This window comes from Streptomyces tanashiensis (assembly GCF_014648895.1).
GTDB lineage: Bacteria > Actinomycetota > Actinomycetes > Streptomycetales > Streptomycetaceae > Streptomyces > Streptomyces tanashiensis.
On sequence record NZ_BMRZ01000011.1, the window covers coordinates 132,924 to 150,407 of the forward strand.

The following is a 17,484-nucleotide window of genomic DNA, read 5'->3' on the forward strand; positions in this document are numbered from 1 at the left end:
TCAGTCCTCCCCTCCCGCGCGGAAGACGGGAAGCTCCAGCTCCTCGTCGACCCGCAGGAACTCCAGCCGCACCGGCATCCCGATCCGCACCTTGTCGTACGGCACCCCCACCACGTTGCTGATCATCCGCACGCCCTCGGCGAGTTCGATCAGCCCGACCGCGTACGGAGGGTCGAAGGCGGGGAAGGGCGGGTGGTGCATCACCACGTACGAGAAGACCGTCCCGGCGCCGCTCGCCTCGACCGTGTCCCACTCCCGTGAGCCGCAGCCGGCGCACCCCGGCAGCCAGGGGAGGCGCAGGGCCGCGCAGTCCCCGCAGCGCTGGATCAGCAGCCGGTGTGCGGCCACGCCCTCCCAGAAGCCGGCGTTGTCCCGGTTCACGACGGGCCGGGGCCGCCGCGGCGCGGGCTTCGGCTCGGGCCGCGCGTCCGCCGCACCGGACCTCGGCCCGGAGCGCGCCTCCGGCTCGGCCGTGCGGGCCGCCGGCTTCCGGTCCGGCCGGGCCGCGGGCGCGTACTTGAGGATGCGGAAGCGGTGCGTGCCCGCGAGTTCGCCGCCCGCCCGGACGTCCGTCCGCGTCGTCACGAAGTGCCCGGTGCCGAGCTTGGTGGTCTTGCGCTCCGACACGGACTCGATGACGGTGTCGAAGCCGATCTCGTCGCCCGGGCGGAGCGGCCGCAGGTACTCCTGCTCGCAGTCGGTCGCGACGACCGAGGTGTATCCGGCGCCGTCGAGGAGCGCGAACAGCTCCTCGTACGCCGACGACCGGTCCGTGTGCCCGGAGAGGCCGCCCATCGTCCACGCCTGCAGCATGGTCGGGGGCGCGACGGCGTCCGGCCCCCGGTAGGCCGGGTGGGTGTCCCCCATCGCCTCGCACCAGTGCCTGATCATGGGCAGGTTGACCGGGTCCTTGCCGGTGCCGGCGGTGGCGGCGGACCGGCCCTCGAAGGCCACGAGCCGCTCGTACAGCCCGTCCTGCTCTTCCGCACGGCTCGTCGCGGGCCGTTCCGTACCGCTCATCGCCGGCCCCTCCCCTTCATGCCGAGCCGCATCCTCGCGACGATCTCGCGCTGCACCTCGCTCACCCCTCCCCCGAAGGTGTTGATCTGCGCGGCCCGGTTCATGCGCTCCAGCTCACCGCCGTCGAACTCCCCCGGCGATCCCGCTCGCACCGTCCCCGGCCCACCCGCGATCTCCTGACATATTCGATACACCTCCACCGCCGATTCGGTTCCCATGAACTTCACGCCGCTGGCGTCCCCCGGGGCGAGCCGGCCGGCCCCCACGTCACCCACCAACCTCCAGTTCAGCAGGCGTGTCGCGGCCAGCCGGGCGTGTGCCTCGGCAGCCCGGATCCGAATCCACGGCTCGTCAATGCGGCGCCGTCCCGTCACCGGATCGGGGGTGCGTGCCCGGTCGAGGACGGCCGCGAAGAAGTCCTCGGCCTGCATGCCGATCGCGGCCAGCGCGACCCGCTCGTGGTTGAGCTGGCTGGTGATGAGACCCCAGCCGCCGTGCTCGGGCCCGACGAGATGGCCCGCGGGGACGCGGATCCCGTCGTAGTACGTGGCGGTCGTCGTCAGCCCGCCGACCGTCTCGATCGGGGTCCAGGAGAAGCCGGGGGCGTCCGTGGGGACGAGGACGATGGAGATGCCGCGGTGCGGGGGCGCGTCGGGGTCGGTGCGGCAGGCCAGCCAGATCCAGTCGGCGTTCTGGGCGTTGGAGGTGAAGATCTTCTGGCCGTCGACGAGCCAGGAGTCCCCGTCCCGCACGGCCCGGGTCCGCAGGGAGGCGAGGTCCGTGCCGGCCTCGGGTTCGCTGTAGCCGATGGCGAAGACGGTCTCGCCGCGCAGGATCCGGGGCAGGAAGTAGGCCTTCTGCTCCTCGGTCCCGTACGCCATGAGTGTGGGGCCGACCGTGTTGAGGGTGACCATCGAGACGGGGGCGCCCGCGCGGTAGGCCTCGTCGAAGAAGACGAACTGCTCGTCGGGCCCGCGGCCCTGCCCGCCGTACTCCTCGGGCCAGCCGAGTCCGAGGAGGCCGTCGTCGCCGATCCTGCGGAGCAGCCGTCGCTGGGCGTCGGCGTCGGTGCCCGGCGGAGGGCCGTCGGGCATCACGTCCCGGAAGTACGCACGGAGTTCGGCGCGCAGCCGCAGCTGCCGCTCGGTCGGGGCGAGGTGCACGGCGACGGCCTCCCGTGGGACGACTGAGGTTTCTGACTGTCCGTCAGATTCCACGCCCGTGTCAAGCCGCGCGAAACGCGACGGCCCGCACTCCGGTACCGAAGTACCGTCGCGCGGGCCGCCGTTCACACCACGATCCCGCCCCCCGTCGGGCCGGTCTCCGTGCTGCCGGTCACCACCACGGGTGGAAGTTCACGACGTTGTCGGCCTGGTCGATGTGGGTGAAGGCCGAGCCGTTCACGCTCGCCGTGTTGTTCTGGTTGGAGGCACCGGAACCGGTCGCCACCTGCTGCGTCGTGGTCGAGTTGCCGAAGTTGTCCCCGCCGACGCCGCTGCCGATGATCGTGGCGACGCTCGTGTTCGATCCGTCGTCCGCGAAACCGCCGTTGTCGGCCTGGGCCACCCCGGCGAAGAGCGCGGCGGCGAGGGGCAGGGCGGCGGCAGCGGCGAGGATGCGGGCGGTACGGATGCTTGCCATGTCTGTTCCTCCGGGAACTGAAAGCTGGTGCTTCTGCACGGAATTGCGCTACGGAACTGCTCTACGGACTGCTCTGAAGTACGGCCATGTCCAAGGCAGTTGGCCGACCGCCCCGGTCGTTGTGCTCGACGTCGCGAATCCAGAGTTGCCCACCGAATCCCCGGCGAACCACCCCGGAGCGACCGATTCCCCCGCAAGCGTGAGGACAAGCCGATAAACCCCGGCAGCTTGAGGAAAGCCGCAGCTCACACGGGTGGAGGGAGGTCGGGGGCGGTGCGGCCGGTGCGCCGCAAGGGAGGAAGCGTTCCGGCAGATTTTCGGCCGATCGCTTTCTCGGAACGACACGACGGCGCGTCTCCGCCACGGAGAAACCGCACACGAATCCAGAAAGGAGCGGACATTCGACCGGGTCGGGACCCGGCCGTTACGAGGCCTCCCCCAGAGCGCCCAGAGCCGTCTCGAAAGCCCCGTAGGCCGCCGCGTCGAAGAGGACGAAGCGCACCTCCTCGACCTCGGTACGGGCCGCCCGTACCGTCTCGACGGCGATCCTCGCGCCGTCCGCCATCGGCCATCCGTAGATCCCGGTGGAGATGGCCGGGAAGGCGACCGTGCGGTCCCCCAACTCGTCGGCCACCCGCAGCGACTCGCGGTAGCAGGAGGCCAGCAGCTCCGAGCGGTCCTCGTCGCGCGACCACACCGGCCCGACCGTGTGGATCACGTGCCGGGCCGGCAACCGCCCCGCCGTGGTCGCCACGGCCCGCCCGGTCGGCAGGCCCTTTCCGTAGTGCGAGCGGCGCAGATCCTGGCAGGCGGCGAGGATCTCCGGACCGCCCTTCCGGTGGATGGCCCCGTCGACCCCGCCGCCGCCGAGCAGCGAGGAATTCGCCGCGTTGACCACCGCGTCCGCCGCCTCGGCGGTGATGTCGCCCTGGACGAGCACGATCCGCACCACGAGAAGAGCCCTTTCCTCCGGCCCGTCCCCCACCACAGGAGGAGGGGGTGCCCCGGGAAGACCCGGGACACCCCCATCCTGACGTGAGTGCCGCTACTGCGGCGGGGAGTCCTGCCCCTGGCCGCCCAGCTGGTCCTTGAGCTTCTCCTGGGCCGTGTCGACGTGGCTCGCGTACTTGCCCTGCGTCTTCTCGTCGACCATGTCGCCGGCCCTGTCGATGCCCTTGCCGGCCTGATCCTCGTGGCCCTTCAGCATCCCCTTGAGCTTGTCCAGTACAGACATCCTGGCCCTCCTAGCGGCTGTTCCAGCCACTCCAGCATCGCCGCGCACCACCGGAACCGCATCCTCAGACCGCTCCGGCCCATGCGAAAAGGGGCGCCCCTTGTCAGGAGCACCCCTTGTGACCAGCACACACGCCGGTCCGCTGCGGTGGGTGTGGGATTTGAACCCACGGTGACTCGCGCCACGACGGTTTTCAAGACCGTTCCCTTAGGCCGCTCGGGCAACCCACCCTCGCCCCGGCCCACCTGGGACGGAGCGGGCTACAGAGTACCGGGTTCCGCCGAGCGGTTCAGGTGCCGTCAGTTGTCACCGATCCGGCCGCCGTGCCGTTCCGGTGCCGTCAGCTGTCACCCGTGCGCTCGCCGAGGACGACCGTGGCCGTGGCGGTCTTGCCGTCGCGCTCGTAGGTGATCTTCACCGAGTCGCCCGGCTTGTGGGTCCAGATCTCGCTGATCAGGGTCGGGCCGCTGTCGATCGGGTGGTCGTCGAAGCCCGTGATCACGTCGCCGGCCTTCAGCCCCGCCTTGGCCGCCGGGCCGTCGGGGGTGACCGAGGCCGTGCCGCCGGAGCCCTGGGTGGCGATCGTCGCGCCCTCGCCCTTCTCCTGCATGTTCACGGTCGCGCCGATCACCGGGTACACCGGCTTGCCCGTCTTGATCAGCTGCTGGGCCACGTTCTTCGCCTGGTTGACCGGGATCGCGAAGCCGAGGCCGATCGAGCCCGCCTGGGACTGGCCGAAGCCGCCGCTGGTCGACTGGATCGCCGAGTTGATGCCGATCACCGCGCCGCTCGCGTCGAGCAGCGGCCCGCCGGAGTTGCCCGGGTTGATCGAGGCGTCCGTCTGCAGGGCGCTCATGTACGAGTTGCTGCCGCCGGAGCCGTCGCCCGAGGCGACCGGGCGGTTCTTGGCGCTGACGATGCCCGTCGTCACCGTGTTGGACAGACCGAAGGGCGCGCCGATCGCGATCGTCGAGTCGCCGACCGCCACCTTGTCGGAGTCCCCGAGCGGCAACGGCGTCAGCCCCTTCGGGGCGTCCTTCAGCTTCAGGACCGCCACGTCGTAGCCCTCGGCCCGGCCGACGACCTCCGCGTCGTACGTCTTGCCGTCCGAGAACGTCACGGACAGCGTGCCGCCGTCCGCCGCCGACGCCACCACGTGGTTGTTGGTGACGATGTGGCCTTCCTGGTCGTAGACGAAGCCCGTGCCCGTGCCGCCCTCGCCCTCCTGAGAGCCGCCGGACTTGGCCTGGATGGTGACCACGCTCGGGAGGGCCTTCGCCGCGACGGCCGCGACCGTCCCCGGGTCGCGCTTGAAGGAGGCCGGGGCCTGGCCGGAGGAGACCGTGGTCGAGCTGAAGCCGTTGTCGCCGCGCTCGGCCGCCCAGTAGCCGATGCCGCCGCCGATGCCGCCGGCGACGAGCGCCGCGACGAGCACGGCCGCCACGAGGCCGCCGTTCCGCCGGCGCGAGGCCCCGGGGGCGGCGGGTACGGGCTGCTGCGGGGCGCCCCAGGCCGGGACGGCCGGCGGGGGCGGCGGCCAGCCGCCGGCGGGGGCGGCCGCCGTGACCGGCTCGGCGGCGGGGTGCGGGGCGGGGGCCGTCTGCGGAGCCTCCGCGGGCGCCGGGGCCGTCCGCGGGGCCTCCGCGGCCGGAACCGGGGCCTGGACCACGGTCGGCTCGTCCGCCTGCGGAGCGGCGTGCGGGGCCGTCTCGGGACCTGCCTGAGGGGACGTCTGGGGAGACGCCTGGGGGGACGCCTGCGGGGCCGTCTCTCCCGTGGGCGCGGTCGCCGGCGTCGGGGGTACGGGAGGGGCGGACGGGGCAGCCGGGTCCGCCGGAACCGGCGTGCCTTCGTTCTCGGTGCTCACAGCTCGCTCTCCTCGGTGACTGCGCGGTGTCTGGTACCTACTGGGCTCCAGGGTGCTGCACCAGCTTTTCCCACAGGACGTCAGGCCGCTGTAAGGCGGAGCTGTGCGTTCGCACCCCATCCTTTATATACGGACAGAACGGACACCCTCCGGGGTGCCCGCGCCACCCCGCCAATGGCACCATGACGCGGTGACCCACGCACGGCAGCACCCGAACCGCGTCCCCCTCCAGGTCGTCGCCCACCGCGGAGCGTCCGAGGACGCACCGGAACACACCCTGGCCGCCTATGTGAAGGCCATCGAGGACGGCGCCGACGCCCTGGAGTGCGACGTCCGGCTCACCGCCGACGGCCATCTCGTCTGCGTCCACGACCGGCGCGTCGACCGCACGTCGAACGGCCGCGGCGCCGTGTCCGCGCTGGAGCTCGCCGATCTCGCGGCCCTCGACTTCGGCACCTGGAAGGGCCGGGACGACTCCGGCGAGAGCCCCGACTGGGGAGACCCCGGGTACACCTCCGTGCTCACCCTGGAGCGGCTCCTGGAGCTGGTCTCCGACGCCGGGCGCCGGATCGAGCTGGCCATCGAGACCAAGCACCCCACCCGCTGGGCGGGCCAGGTCGAGGAGCGCCTGATCCACCTCCTCAAGCGCTTCGGCCTGGACGCGCCCGCGTCCCCCGCCGACTCCCCCGTACGCGTCATGAGCTTCTCGGCCCGTTCCCTGCACCGGATCGCCGCCGCCGCGCCGACGTTGCCCACAGTCTCGCTCGCCCAGTTCGTCTCGCCGCGGCTGCGCGACGGGCGACTCCCCGCGGGCGCGCGCATCGCGGGTCCGTCGATCCGGATCGTCCGCCACCATCCCGCCGTGATCCTGCGGCTCCAGAAGGCCGGGCACCAGGTCCACGTCTGGACGGTGGACGAGGCCGAGGACGTCGAGCTCTGCGAGCGCCTGGGCGTGGACGCGATCATCACCAACCGTCCGAAGCAGGTACTCGCCCAGCTCGGCCGCGACTGAGCGCCGAGGCGCCTCTTCCGTCCCTCTTTTCCCCTCCGTCACAGGGGACAACGGCCCTTACAGGGTGTGCCCCGGCGCGTTCCACACGTACGCGATCGTCACGAGTGCCTCATCACACGTGGATTGGCCGGTTTCCGGTCCAGGCCATTGGGGCATCCACACGGTGGCGTGGGGCAAAGGAGGTCTCGGGGGTGGCGTTGGTGGTGGCACAGGAGGTGCCCACGTCGTCGAGCATGGCCGTACCCCATGGCCCTGCGGGCGTGGGTGAGGCGCGACACCGGATGCGGGACGAGCTGTACCGCAGCGGGGTGTCCGAATCGGTCGTCGACGACGCGGTACTGATCCTTTCCGAGCTGCTCAGCAATGCCTGCCGGTACGGCAGGCCGCTGGGCCACGCGGAGCGGGGCGAAGGCGATGTGCGGGCGGCCTGGCGGGTCGACGCGGCGGGTGGCCTGCGGGTCGAGGTGACCGACGGCGGTGGTCCGACACGGCCCGTCCCGTCGACGCCCTCGGTCACCGCGCGGGGCGGCCGCGGGCTGAACATCATCGGAGCGCTGGCCCAGGACTGGGGCGTACGGGACAGCGCGACCGGCGAGGTCACCGTCTGGGTGGTGGTCACCGAAGGACACCGCCGCGAGGACTTCGCGGCGCGGGTCGGCGGCGGCTCGGGCTTCGACTTCCTCGACGCGTACGACGATCTCGACTGAGAACGAGAACGAGAAAGCGAACGCGAACGAGAGCGCGGCCGGAGGCCCGGGGCCGCGCGGCGGGGCCGGTGCGCTGCCGTGCCGCCCCGCCTGAACGGCGTCGGCGCCCGGTGCGGCTAGGCTCGCGCCCGATACAGCAGCCGCGATCGGGAGAAAGCCACACCATGGCCAAGAAGCGCCCCCAGACGAAGGCCGGCAAGGCCGGCCAGGCACAGGTCACGAGCGGGGAGATCCCGGTCGTCGGCGCGCGCGAGCCGTGCCCGTGCGGTTCGGGCCGCCGCTACAAGGCGTGTCACGGCCGGGCCGCCGCGCACGCCGTGACCGAGCTCGTCCAGCGCCCCTTCGAGGGTCTGCCCGGCGAGTGCGACTGGGTCGCGCTGCGCGAGCTGGTGCCGGCCGCCACCGTGCCGCTCACCCTGAAGGCCGGCCTGCCCGAGGGCGTGCCGTCCGTGACGCTCGCGACCGTGCTGCCGATGGCGTGGCCGGCGCTCCGCCGCGACGACGGCTCCGTCCTGCTCGCCCTGCAGAACGACTCGACCTCCGGCGACCTGGCCCGCGACCTCGCCGACACCCTCCAGCGCGCCCTGGAGGCGGAGCCGGGCACCCCCGTCCCCGCGCGCCGCGTGCCGGCCGAGGGCCCGCGCCTGCAGGAGCTGCTCGACGCGGACGCGCCGTTCGCGCCGGAGGTCCACACGGGCTTCGAGTTCTGGATCCCGCAGTCGACGGACGGCGCGGACCCGGAGGTCGCGGCCTCCCTGGAGCGGGCCAACGCGGCCGCGATCCCGACGGTGAAGCTGACGGGCGTCGACTCCGCGTACTGGTGCGAGACCCCGGACAAGAACCACCTGCGCTGGGTCATGCCGTACCCGGAGGAGAAGCTCCTCGACGCGCTCGCCCGCCTCCAGGCCGGCGAGGGCACCTCGCTCGGCGCGGACACCCGGCTCGTCGGCTCCTTCCGGGCCCACGGTCTGATGGTGCCGGTGTGGGACCTGCCGACGTCGATGACGGCCGAGGACTGCGAGAAGCCGGCGGCCGCGTTCGCCGAGCGGCTGGCCGCGGCGCTCGCCTCGGACGCCCCGCTGACGGCGGAGGAGCGCCGGGCCCGCGGCGGCCTCACGAACCGTCAGGTGACTCTCAGCTGATACCCCAGGTGGTATCGGTGACTGACAGACCGACCAGTCGGTGACTTCCGCCACAAGAGGGGTACGCGGGCGGGTAAATCCCTGTCCGAATAACCGAGATCGAATTTGCGAACCGCAGATCTCTTGTTACCGTTCTTGAAGCCCGGTCGCTGGTGCATCCCCCGTCGCCAGCGACCGGGCCTTTCCATGTCCGCTTCCGGCAGAGCCGGGGCGTCCGACGCTCAACTACCTTCGCCGTCCGCCGTGTTGCTTCCCGCGCGGAGCAGCAGCGGAGTACTGCCGCCCTCGCCCGCTCCGGCCAATTCCGCGACCGCCGTATAGGCCGTGACCACGCCCCGGGCGCGCTCCCTCGGTGTTTCACAGGCTCCCGGTTCGTCCTGCGCCGGGACCGGACAGCCCGCTCGTACGGTCCGCCCGCCGGGGCCCATGAGGGTCAGAAACGCGTCGATCCGGCGACCCGTGGCGTTCCGGTAGTAGGTGCGCGCCCAGACGTCGGGACCCTCGCTGAGGACACAGGTCTGCGCCTCGGCCCCCTCGGGAGAGGCGAGTTCCGGCCCACAACGCGTGACGCGCTCGGGAGAGGCCGGGGCGGGGGCGGCGGCAGCCGGAGCGGAGGGGGCCGCGGAGGGGGTGACGGAGTCCGGTGTACGGGGTCCCAGGCCGAGCCCCCTCAGCAGATCCCCGGCCTTCGCGTCGCCCTCGGCGCCCGCTCCGGCCGGCCGTACGGGATCGCCCGTCGGCCGCGCCGTCGCGACGAGGGGCAGCAGGACGGCGACCGTGACGGCGGCCCCGAGTCCGACCACGCGGAGGTTCACCGGGCTCATGGGACCCACCTGCTCCTGCTCGGCTGGAGATCTTGGACGGTGGGCTGAACATAGCGGCGGGATCCGGGCGCCCGGTCGGCCGCGCGCCCGTTTCCCGTACAAGTCGGACCAGGACACACCCGTTCGGGTGAACGAGCGCGTCTCGCGGGAGGCCCGTCTCAGTACGCCAGTCTGCTCCCGCCGCCCGGCGCGCTCGTGCTCGCCTCGACCAGGGCGTCGACCACCGTCTCGACGTCGGGCAGCCACGGCCGGGCCGAGCCCGCGTGGGGGCCTCCCCTGCTCGAACGAAGGGGAGAGCTCGGGGAAGGCGCCCGCTCCCAGCGGACCTGCCCGGTCCCCGCGACCGACGGCGGAAGCAGCAGGTAGCCGCCCTCGCCGTGGAACCGCAGCGAGCTGGGCACGCTGTCCTTCGCGTACAGGAGCTCGCCCAGCCGTTCGAGGCCGTACGGGGCGACGAGGATCGACCACCGGGTCGGGGTCGCCACCACCGGGCCGAGCCGCATGCCCGTGGCGTCGAGCACGGCGAGCGCCCGCGCCCCCGCCACCGCGGGGAGGCTGACCGCGCAGGGCGCGCGGCCGCCCGTGGCGAGCACCACCGGGGCGTCCGGGCGGCGGGTCCACCACCAGCGGATCATGCGCTCGTCCGTGGTGGCCGCGAGCAGTCCGGGGTCGTAGGGGTGCGCGCCGGGCACCACGCAGTCGGGGTCGGGGCAGGAGCAGGCCGCTCCGGTGGCCGTACGGGTCGTCGCTCTCAGGCCCGCGCCCGGCAGGACGGGCCAGTTCCACTCGACCGCGAAGGCGACCGCGGCGTCGAGCCGGGCGGTCCTCTCCTTGCGCCGGAACCGGAGCCTGCGTCGCCTTCCGAGGATCTCGCGCATGAGCGCTCGTTCCTTTCCGTTGAACGCCGAATCCACATCACACCATGTGCAGAACACTTCACCGTGCGTATCAGCGCGCGCCAGGTCGGCGGGGTGCCGGACCGCGGAGGAGCGGTGCGGACCGGGCCGGTGCCGGGTGGATCCCGGGGGAACCGGGTGGAGCCAGGTCAGAGCCGGAGCGGGTCAGAACACGTTCCCCGCCACTCGGTGACGGGTTGCGGCCTGCGGCGGGGAAGACGCCGGGGTTCCGTGTCACGTTCCGGGGCGGTGTCAACTGCCCCTGCCTGTCACCGATTACGTACCCAGCACGCTCGGAATGACGCGCTTTCAAACGACGCCAGTCGACCGCAAAAGGTGCACACCGGGGGCAATTTTCGGCCAACTTCCCGCGTACTTCAACCCTTGCGCACGACCTCACGGACACCACAAGTCCCATGGGGACAATGCTGGACATCGTTCCTCTCGTGCGTGTACATGTGGAGGCATCGAGCGGCTCAGAATGACATGGGGGTTTGCGATGCTATGGCGTCAAACGCACCGGTCGGAAAGCCGACTGACATGAGCGCCCCACACATGCCGAAAGTGGCCGGAATCGATTCCACGGTTCCCGGGCCCCCGCACACTACGTCGCCCCTCCCCGGGGTGCCCGCGGCGGCGGGACCGGCCGACGCGGCCCTCCCACCCGGTGCCGTGATCCAGGACCGGCTGGCCTCCTGGGTCTCCGACCTCACCACCCTCCACGAACTCACCGAGCGCCTCATCAGGACCTCCTCCCTCGACGAGGCCCTCCGCGAGGTGCTCGGCGCCGGCGCCGCCCTCGTCGGCGCCCGCCGCGGCATGGCCGTCCTCGAACCGGCCGACGGCCACGGCCCGGCCAGCACCATCGGCCTCGGCCTCGCCCACTCCGACCTGGGCACCATCGAGACCGTCCCGCGCGGCGCCACCAGCTACGGCCGCCTCCTCGACGGCCTCCCCGATCCCGTGCACCCCGAGCGCGTCCCCGACCCGATCGCCATCCGCGACGTCCGTACGGAGGAGGGCCTCGACCCGCGCCACCGCGAGGTCGCCGCCCGCCTCGGCTACGCCGCCAGCTACGCCCTCCCCCTCGCCACCGAGGAGGCCGGCCGGCTCGGCGCGGTCGTCTGGCTCTACGACGAGCCCGCCGAACCCACCGACCGCCAGCGCCACCTCATCGGGCTCTACGGCCGCTTCGCCACCGAGCACCTCGCCCGGCTCCTCCAGGTCGAGCGCGCCCGCGTCCAGGTCGCCACCGTCGCCGAGGAGCTGCTCCCCAGCCGCCTCCCCCGCGTCCCCGGCGTCCAGCTCGCCGCCCGCCACCGCACCGGCCCGCTGGGCGGCGGCGACTGGTACGACGCGCTGCCGCTGCCCGACGGCGCCCTCGGCCTGGCCGTCGGCTCCGTCTCCGGCACCGGCCCGAGCGCGCTCGCCGCCATGGGCCGGCTGCGCGCCTCCCTCCGGGCGTACGCGGTGATGGAGGGCGAGGACCCCGTCGCCGTCCTCTCCGACCTGGAGCTCCTGCTCCGGCTCACCGAGCCCGCCCGCTCGGCGACCGCGCTCTTCGCGTACGCCGAGCCAGCGCAGCGCCGGATCGTCCTCGCCGGTGCCGGGCACGCCCCGCCGCTGGTCATCGGCGAGCGCCGCACCGAGTTCGTCGAGACCTCGCTCTCGGCCCCGCTCGGGATGCTCTCCTGCTGGGAGGCGCCGAGCGTGGAGCTGTCCCCCGCACCCGGAGAAACGGTGCTTCTCTACACGGACGGGCTGCTGCGCCGTACCGGCGACGCCATGGACCGGGCCTTCGCGCGGCTCCACGCGGCCGCCGCGAGCGTGCCGAGGGCGGACCGCGGCGACCCGGGCGCCGTCGCCGACCACGTCCTGCGCACGCTGCTTCCCGAGGGCCTGGACCCTGCCGTGGACGGGGAGGACGTGGTCCTGCTCGCCGCCCGCTTCGAGTGAGCTCAGCGTTCCGGAGCGTGAGATTCCGGTAATGGGTCTTCCGGCCCTGGGCCCCCTTCCGTACGACCGTACGATGGTGGGGGTTCAGTGTCGTACCAAGAGGAGGCAGACCCGTGGCCGAGGAGCTCACGCCGGAGACCCCGGAAGAGACTGAGGAACAGGCGATCAAGCAGCGGAAGAACGGCCTGTACCCGGGCGTGTCCGACGAGCTCGCCGAGAACATGAAGTCCGGCTGGGCCGACACCGAGCTGCACGACCTCGCCCCGATCGCGCAGGCCGACAAGACCGCCGCGCGCCGCGCCGCGCTCTCCGCCCGCTTCCCGGGCGAGCGCCTGGTGATCCCCGCCGGGAACCTGAAGACCCGGTCGAACGACACCGAGTACGCCTTCCGCGCCTCCACCGAGTACGCGTACCTCACCGGCGACCAGACCCAGGACGGCGTCCTCGTCCTGGAGCCCGCCGCCGGCGGCCACGAGGCGACGATCTACCTGCTGCCGCGCTCCGACCGGGAGAACGGCGAGTTCTGGCTCGACGGCCAGGGCGAGCTGTGGGTCGGCCGCCGCCACTCCCTCACCGAGGCCGAGCAGCTCCTCGGGATCCCGGCGAAGGACGTGCGCGAGCTCGCCGACGCCCTCAAGGAGGCCACCGGCCCCGTCCGCGCCGTCCGCGGCCACGACGCCGGCATCGAGGCCGCGCTGACCGACAAGGTCACCGCCGAGCGCGACGAGGAACTCCGCGTCCACCTCTCCGAGGCCCGCCTCGTCAAGGACGCCTTCGAGATCGCCGAGCTGGAGAAGGCCTGCGCCTCGACCGCCCGCGGCTTCGAGGACGTCGTCAAGGTCCTCGACAAGGCCGAGGCCACCAGCGAGCGCTACATCGAGGGCACGTTCTTCCTGCGCGCCCGCGTCGAGGGCAACGACATCGGCTACGGCTCCATCTGCGCCGCCGGCCCGCACGCCACCACCCTGCACTGGGTCCGCAACGACGGCGACGTCCGCCCCGGCGACCTGCTGCTGCTCGACGCCGGCGTGGAGACCACCGAGCTCTACACCGCCGACATCACCCGCACCCTGCCGATCAACGGCCGGTACACCGAGATCCAGCGCAAGATCTACGACGCCGTGTACGAGGCGCAGGAGGCCGGCATCGCCGCGGTGAAGCCCGGCGCCGCCTACCGCGACTTCCACGACGCCGCCCAGCGCGTCCTCACCGAGAAGCTCGTCGAGTGGGGCCTCGTCGAGGGCCCGGTCGAGCGCGTCCTGGAGCTCGGCCTCCAGCGCCGCTGGACCCTGCACGGCACCGGCCACATGCTCGGCATGGACGTCCACGACTGCGCCGCCGCGCGCACCGAGAAGTACGTGGACACCACCCTCGAGCCGGGCATGTGCCTGACCGTCGAGCCCGGTCTGTACTTCCAGGCCGACGACCTGACCGTGCCCGAGGAGTACCGCGGCATCGGCGTCCGGATCGAGGACGACATCCTGGTCACGGAGGACGGCAACCGGAACCTCTCGGACGCGCTGCCGCGCCGCGCCGAAGAGGTCGAGGCGTGGATGGCCGCGCTGAAGGGCTGATCCCCGCGTACGTTGGAACCGAAGGGCCCCCGCCGACCGACCGGCGGGGGCCCTTCCCCGTCCGTCACGCCATGAGGAGCGACGGGCTGTCCCGCCACTTCAGGATCTTGTCGAAGCTGACCACGGCACCGCCCCGGCCCGAGCGGTTGCCGAACTGGACGTGGTCGGCCAGCTCCTCGATCAGACGCAGCCCCCGGCCGTGCTCGGCCTCCTCGGACGGGACGGCCGGAACGGCGCTCCCCGGGAAGCCCGGGCCCGAGTCGGCCACCTCGATGCGACAGGTCTCGCCGTCCAGGTACGCCGTCACCCGGTACGCCTCCGAGGGCGCCCCGCCCGGATCGCGGGAGCCGCCTCGGCCGCCGTGCTCGACGGCGTTGGCACACGCCTCGGTCAGCGCGACCGACAACTCGTACGACACGTCGGGATCGACACCCGCCGTCTCCATCGTGCCCATCAGAAGCCTCCGCGCGAGCGGCACGCTCGCGGCCTCGCGCCGCAGATGGAGTGACCACCAGATGCTCATGCTCCAGCCTCCCGGCAGCGGCTCGACATACCGATACCTATTGCCGTCGCGGACGCTCCGTAAGCGCCTTCGGGCGTCAAGAGCGCTCGTTCGGCGGATGCACGGGGCCGCGCGCCGGTGTATGTCACCGCGAAGACGCTCAAGAACGACCTTCCGGACCTGCCTCATGGCGGTGGGGCGCGTGGTGCGATGATGGGCCCGCCATGTCTGCCCCCGCGCTCGCTCCACGGCTGCTGAGGGCCGCGGTGTTCACCGCGGTCTGCGTCGTGCTGTCCGCGTTGGGACACGCCCTCGCCGCCTGCGCGGGCATCGCCCTGTGGACCGTCGTCGCCGGTTTCCTCGGCGTCTTCGGGGTCACCGTCCTCTTCACCGGCCGTGAGCGCTCCCTCGGCTTCGTCGTCGGCGCCCTCGCGGGCGGGCAGCTCGGCCTGCACGTCCTCTTCGGGATCGGACAGCGGCAGCTCACCCTGAGCGGCCAGGCCGACGACGCCCTCGTGCGGATGGCCGCCCGACTGGTCTGCGGAGCGGGGACGGCGGCCCTCGAACCCGCCGACGCCGCCCGGATCCTCACCGACGCCGGAGTCGACCCGGCCTCAGCGCACTCCCACATGGGGCACACGACCGCCCTGGCGGCCACACCCTCCGGCGAGGTGCTGCCCGGCCTTCCCATGCTCCTCGGTCACCTCCTGGCCGCGCTGGCCACGGGCTGGCTGCTGCGCCGCGGCGACCACGCCCTCGGCCGGCTCGTGGACCTCTCCGAGCAGGGCGCGACGGAACTCGCCGAGTGCGCCCTCGTGCGCTCCCTGCGGGCCGCGCTCCGCCTCGTACGGGCCCTGCTCGCCGGACTGCCCGCGGCGCCGCGCACGGGCCCGCGGCGGACCCTGCGGGCCCCCTCCGACTCCTCGCCGCCGCCGGTGGCCGAGGCCCTTCAGCACACGGTGATCAGGCGCGGCCCTCCGGCCGCCGACTGCGTCCTCGCAGCCTGACGCGGACCGCTCACCGCTCGACGGGAGTGGGCCGCGCCCGTCCGCACGCCCGCGCGGGACTCCTGTCCCCGGCGCGCCGGACTCCCACGTCCTGTGATCCTTTTCGAGCTGGAGTGTCTTCTGCCATGAGCGTTTCCCGTGTCTCCGCCACCCGCGTCGCCCTCGCCGGCGGCATCGCCCTCTCCTCCGTGATGCTGCTGTCCGGCACCGCCTTCGCGCACGTCAGCGTGCAGCCGCAGGGCGAGGCGGCCAAGGGCGGCTACGCGACCGTCAACATCAAGGTCCCGAACGAGCGCGACAACGCCTCCACCGTGAAGCTGGAGGTCAACTTCCCGCTCGACCACCCGCTGGCCTCCGTCATGCCGCAGCCCATCCCCGGCTGGAAGGCCGAGGTGACCAAGAGCAAGCTCAGCAAGCCGCTGGAGCTGCACGGCAAGAAGATCAACGAGGCCGTCTCCAAGGTCACCTGGACGGCCGACGGCTCGAAGATCGGCCCCGGCCAGTTCCAGCAGTTCCCGCTCTCCCTCGGCCAGCTGCCGGAGGACACCGACGAGCTGGTCCTGAAGGCGATCCAGACGTACGACAACAAGGAGGTCGTGCGCTGGATCGAGGAGCAGAAGGAGGGCGCGGAGGAGCCGCAGAACCCGGCCCCCGTCCTGAAGCTCTCCGCCGCCTCCGCCGACCACCACGGCGGCGGCGCCGCCCCGTCCGCCTCCGCCGGGACGGACGAGAAGGCCGGTCACGACGACAAGGCGGCCGGTCACGAGGAGACCGCTTCCGCGTCCTCCGCCACCGACACCACGGCCCGTGTCCTCGGTGTCGTCGGCATCCTCGTCGGTGTCGCCGGTGTCGCCTTCGGCGTCCTCGCCGGCCGCCGCCGCTCGGCCTGACGGCCGCACCCTCACCCGACATCCGGAAGAAGCACCATGTCTGAAGAGAAGACGCCCGGGACGGCCACGGCCCGTCCCGGGCGACGCACGCCGCTGATCATCGCGGCCGTCGCGATCGTGGCCGCCCTCGGCATCACCGCCGCGGTCGGCCTCGGCGGCAACGACGACAAGCCGTCGGGCTCCGGCTCGGCGGTCGCCGAGGTCTCCGGCGGCACCGACTCCACCAAGGCGGCCACCGTCCTCGACCGGCCGTTCACCAAGCCCGCGCTCGTCCTCACCGACACCAAGGGCCAGAAGTACGACCTGCGGGAACGCACCAAGGGCAAGCCGACCCTCATCTACTTCGGCTACACGCACTGCCCCGACGTCTGCCCCCTGACGATGAGCAACATCGCCATCGCCAAGAAGCAGCTCCCCAAGGCCGACCAGGACAAGCTCCAGGTCGTCTTCGTCACCACGGACCCCGAGCGGGACACCTCCGCCGAGCTCGCCAAGTGGCTCCCCGCCGCCGGCGACCCGTCCTTCACCGGCCTCACCGGCGACTTCTCCGCCATCCAGGCGGGGGCCCGCCAGATCGGCATCGGCATCGACCCGCCGAAGAAGGAGGGCGACAAGGTCATCTCGATGCACGGCGCCCAGGTGATCGCCTTCTCGCCCACCACCGACCAGGGCTACGTCCTGTACGGCGAGGACGCGAGCGTCGACGACTACGCCAAGGACCTGCCGAAGATCATCAAGGGGGAGAACCCGTGAACCGCCGCACCACCGCCCTGTCCGCCGCCGTGGCCCTCGCCGCCGCACTCGCGCTGACCGGGTGCTCCTCGGAGAGCGACAAGCCGAAGCTCGAGGTCAGCGGCGCGTTCATGCCGCAGCCGGTGATGGACATGGCCGGTGGCTTCCTCACCATCAAGAACGACAGCGGCACCGCGGACAAGCTGACCTCCGTCACCAGCCCCCTCTCGGACGACGTCACGATCCACGAGACGAAGGACCAGAAGATGCGGGAGGTGACGTCCTTCGACATCCCCGCGAACGGGGAGCTGAAGCTCGAACGCGGCGGCAACCACATCATGTTCATGGAACTGAAGTCGAAGCCGAAGCAGGGCGAGAAGGTCAGCATCGAGCTGCACTTCGAGAAGTCCGACCCGATCAAGATCGACGTTCCCGTCGAAGCACCCAACCACAACCCGCAGCAGCACTGAGCTCGTTGAC

18 protein-coding genes and 1 tRNA gene are annotated in these 17,484 nt (G+C 72.4%); 9 read left to right on the forward strand and 10 right to left on the reverse strand.

Features of this window, described 5'->3' with window-relative positions; translation table 11 throughout:
* From IE237_RS41390 to IE237_RS27865, 7 genes are all read right to left on the reverse strand, one after another.
* Positions 1-1,020, reverse strand: coding sequence for a bifunctional MaoC family dehydratase N-terminal/OB-fold nucleic acid binding domain-containing protein (locus IE237_RS41390; protein ID WP_189804864.1), 1,020 nt, complete (start codon positions 1,018-1,020; stop codon positions 1-3).
* Positions 1,017-2,183 carry an acyl-CoA dehydrogenase family protein gene (locus IE237_RS27840; protein WP_189804865.1) on the reverse strand — a complete coding sequence of 389 codons (1,167 nt, stop codon included), beginning with the start codon at positions 2,181-2,183 and terminating at the stop codon, positions 1,017-1,019. The genes IE237_RS41390 and IE237_RS27840 overlap by 4 nt, the downstream gene beginning before the upstream one ends.
* A 172-nt stretch (positions 2,184-2,355) precedes the next feature.
* The gene (locus IE237_RS27845; RefSeq protein WP_189804866.1) at positions 2,356-2,661 is read right to left on the reverse strand and encodes a hypothetical protein; all 306 of its coding nucleotides are present in this window, start codon (positions 2,659-2,661) and stop codon (positions 2,356-2,358) included.
* A gap of 424 nt (positions 2,662-3,085) precedes the next feature.
* Positions 3,086-3,613: an O-acetyl-ADP-ribose deacetylase gene (locus IE237_RS27850; protein WP_189804867.1), complete on the reverse strand. Its 528-nt coding sequence runs from the start codon at positions 3,611-3,613 to the stop codon at positions 3,086-3,088.
* A 93-nt stretch (positions 3,614-3,706) separates the two neighbouring features.
* Positions 3,707-3,895, reverse strand: a complete 189-nt coding sequence (locus IE237_RS27855) for an antitoxin (RefSeq protein WP_189804868.1) — start codon at positions 3,893-3,895, stop codon at positions 3,707-3,709.
* Positions 3,896-4,040: 145 nt separating this feature from the next.
* Positions 4,041-4,125, reverse strand: a tRNA-Ser gene (locus IE237_RS27860).
* A 110-nt stretch (positions 4,126-4,235) separates the two neighbouring features.
* Complete coding sequence (locus tag IE237_RS27865; RefSeq protein WP_189804869.1) at positions 4,236-5,762, reverse strand: S1C family serine protease; 1,527 nt, start codon at positions 5,760-5,762, stop codon at positions 4,236-4,238.
* Between the two features lie 190 nt (positions 5,763-5,952).
* Between IE237_RS27865 and IE237_RS27870 the strand changes: the two genes are divergently transcribed.
* The 3 genes from IE237_RS27870 to IE237_RS27880 all read left to right on the forward strand — a co-directional run bounded on the left by IE237_RS27870 (position 5,953) and on the right by IE237_RS27880 (position 8,623).
* Positions 5,953-6,774 (forward strand): glycerophosphodiester phosphodiesterase, encoded by an 822-nt coding sequence (locus tag IE237_RS27870; RefSeq protein ID WP_189804870.1) that lies wholly within the window; start codon positions 5,953-5,955, stop codon positions 6,772-6,774.
* A 104-nt stretch (positions 6,775-6,878) separates the two neighbouring features.
* Positions 6,879-7,481, forward strand: coding sequence for an ATP-binding protein (locus IE237_RS27875; protein ID WP_189804871.1), 603 nt, complete (start codon positions 6,879-6,881; stop codon positions 7,479-7,481).
* Between the two features lie 164 nt (positions 7,482-7,645).
* Positions 7,646-8,623 (forward strand): DUF5926 family protein, encoded by a 978-nt coding sequence (locus tag IE237_RS27880; protein ID WP_189804872.1) that lies wholly within the window; start codon positions 7,646-7,648, stop codon positions 8,621-8,623.
* A gap of 221 nt (positions 8,624-8,844) precedes the next feature.
* On the opposite strand, the gene IE237_RS27885 is transcribed toward IE237_RS27880, so the two are convergent.
* Positions 8,845-9,447, reverse strand: coding sequence for a hypothetical protein (locus tag IE237_RS27885; protein ID WP_189804873.1), 603 nt, complete (start codon positions 9,445-9,447; stop codon positions 8,845-8,847).
* Positions 9,448-9,605: 158 nt separating this feature from the next.
* Complete coding sequence (locus tag IE237_RS27890; protein ID WP_189804874.1) at positions 9,606-10,325, reverse strand: bifunctional DNA primase/polymerase; 720 nt, start codon at positions 10,323-10,325, stop codon at positions 9,606-9,608.
* A 522-nt stretch (positions 10,326-10,847) separates the two neighbouring features.
* On the opposite strand from IE237_RS27890, the gene IE237_RS27895 reads away from it, so the two are divergent.
* A complete protein-coding gene (locus IE237_RS27895; RefSeq protein WP_189804875.1) occupies positions 10,848-12,299 on the forward strand; it encodes a PP2C family protein-serine/threonine phosphatase in 1,452 nt (483 codons plus the stop codon).
* Positions 12,300-12,412: 113 nt separating this feature from the next.
* A complete protein-coding gene (locus IE237_RS27900) occupies positions 12,413-13,873 on the forward strand; it encodes an aminopeptidase P family protein (RefSeq protein WP_189804876.1) in 1,461 nt (486 codons plus the stop codon).
* Between the two features lie 64 nt (positions 13,874-13,937).
* On the opposite strand, the gene IE237_RS27905 is transcribed toward IE237_RS27900, so the two are convergent.
* A complete protein-coding gene (locus IE237_RS27905) occupies positions 13,938-14,396 on the reverse strand; it encodes an ATP-binding protein (protein ID WP_189804877.1) in 459 nt (152 codons plus the stop codon).
* Positions 14,397-14,599: 203 nt separating this feature from the next.
* Here IE237_RS27905 and IE237_RS27910 point away from each other — a divergent pair, with 203 nt between their 5' ends.
* The 4 genes from IE237_RS27910 (at position 14,600) to IE237_RS27925 (ending at position 17,474) form a co-directional block, all read left to right on the forward strand.
* Positions 14,600-15,382 carry a hypothetical protein gene (locus IE237_RS27910; RefSeq protein ID WP_189804878.1) on the forward strand — a complete coding sequence of 261 codons (783 nt, stop codon included), beginning with the start codon at positions 14,600-14,602 and terminating at the stop codon, positions 15,380-15,382.
* A gap of 125 nt (positions 15,383-15,507) precedes the next feature.
* Positions 15,508-16,272 (forward strand): YcnI family copper-binding membrane protein, encoded by a 765-nt coding sequence (locus tag IE237_RS27915; RefSeq protein ID WP_189804879.1) that lies wholly within the window; start codon positions 15,508-15,510, stop codon positions 16,270-16,272.
* A 36-nt stretch (positions 16,273-16,308) separates the two neighbouring features.
* Complete coding sequence (locus IE237_RS27920) at positions 16,309-17,025, forward strand: SCO family protein (RefSeq protein WP_189804880.1); 717 nt, start codon at positions 16,309-16,311, stop codon at positions 17,023-17,025.
* Positions 17,022-17,474 carry a copper chaperone PCu(A)C gene (locus IE237_RS27925; RefSeq protein ID WP_189804881.1) on the forward strand — a complete coding sequence of 151 codons (453 nt, stop codon included), beginning with the start codon at positions 17,022-17,024 and terminating at the stop codon, positions 17,472-17,474. The genes IE237_RS27920 and IE237_RS27925 overlap by 4 nt, the downstream gene beginning before the upstream one ends.
* The last annotated feature ends 10 nt before the right edge of the window (positions 17,475-17,484 follow it).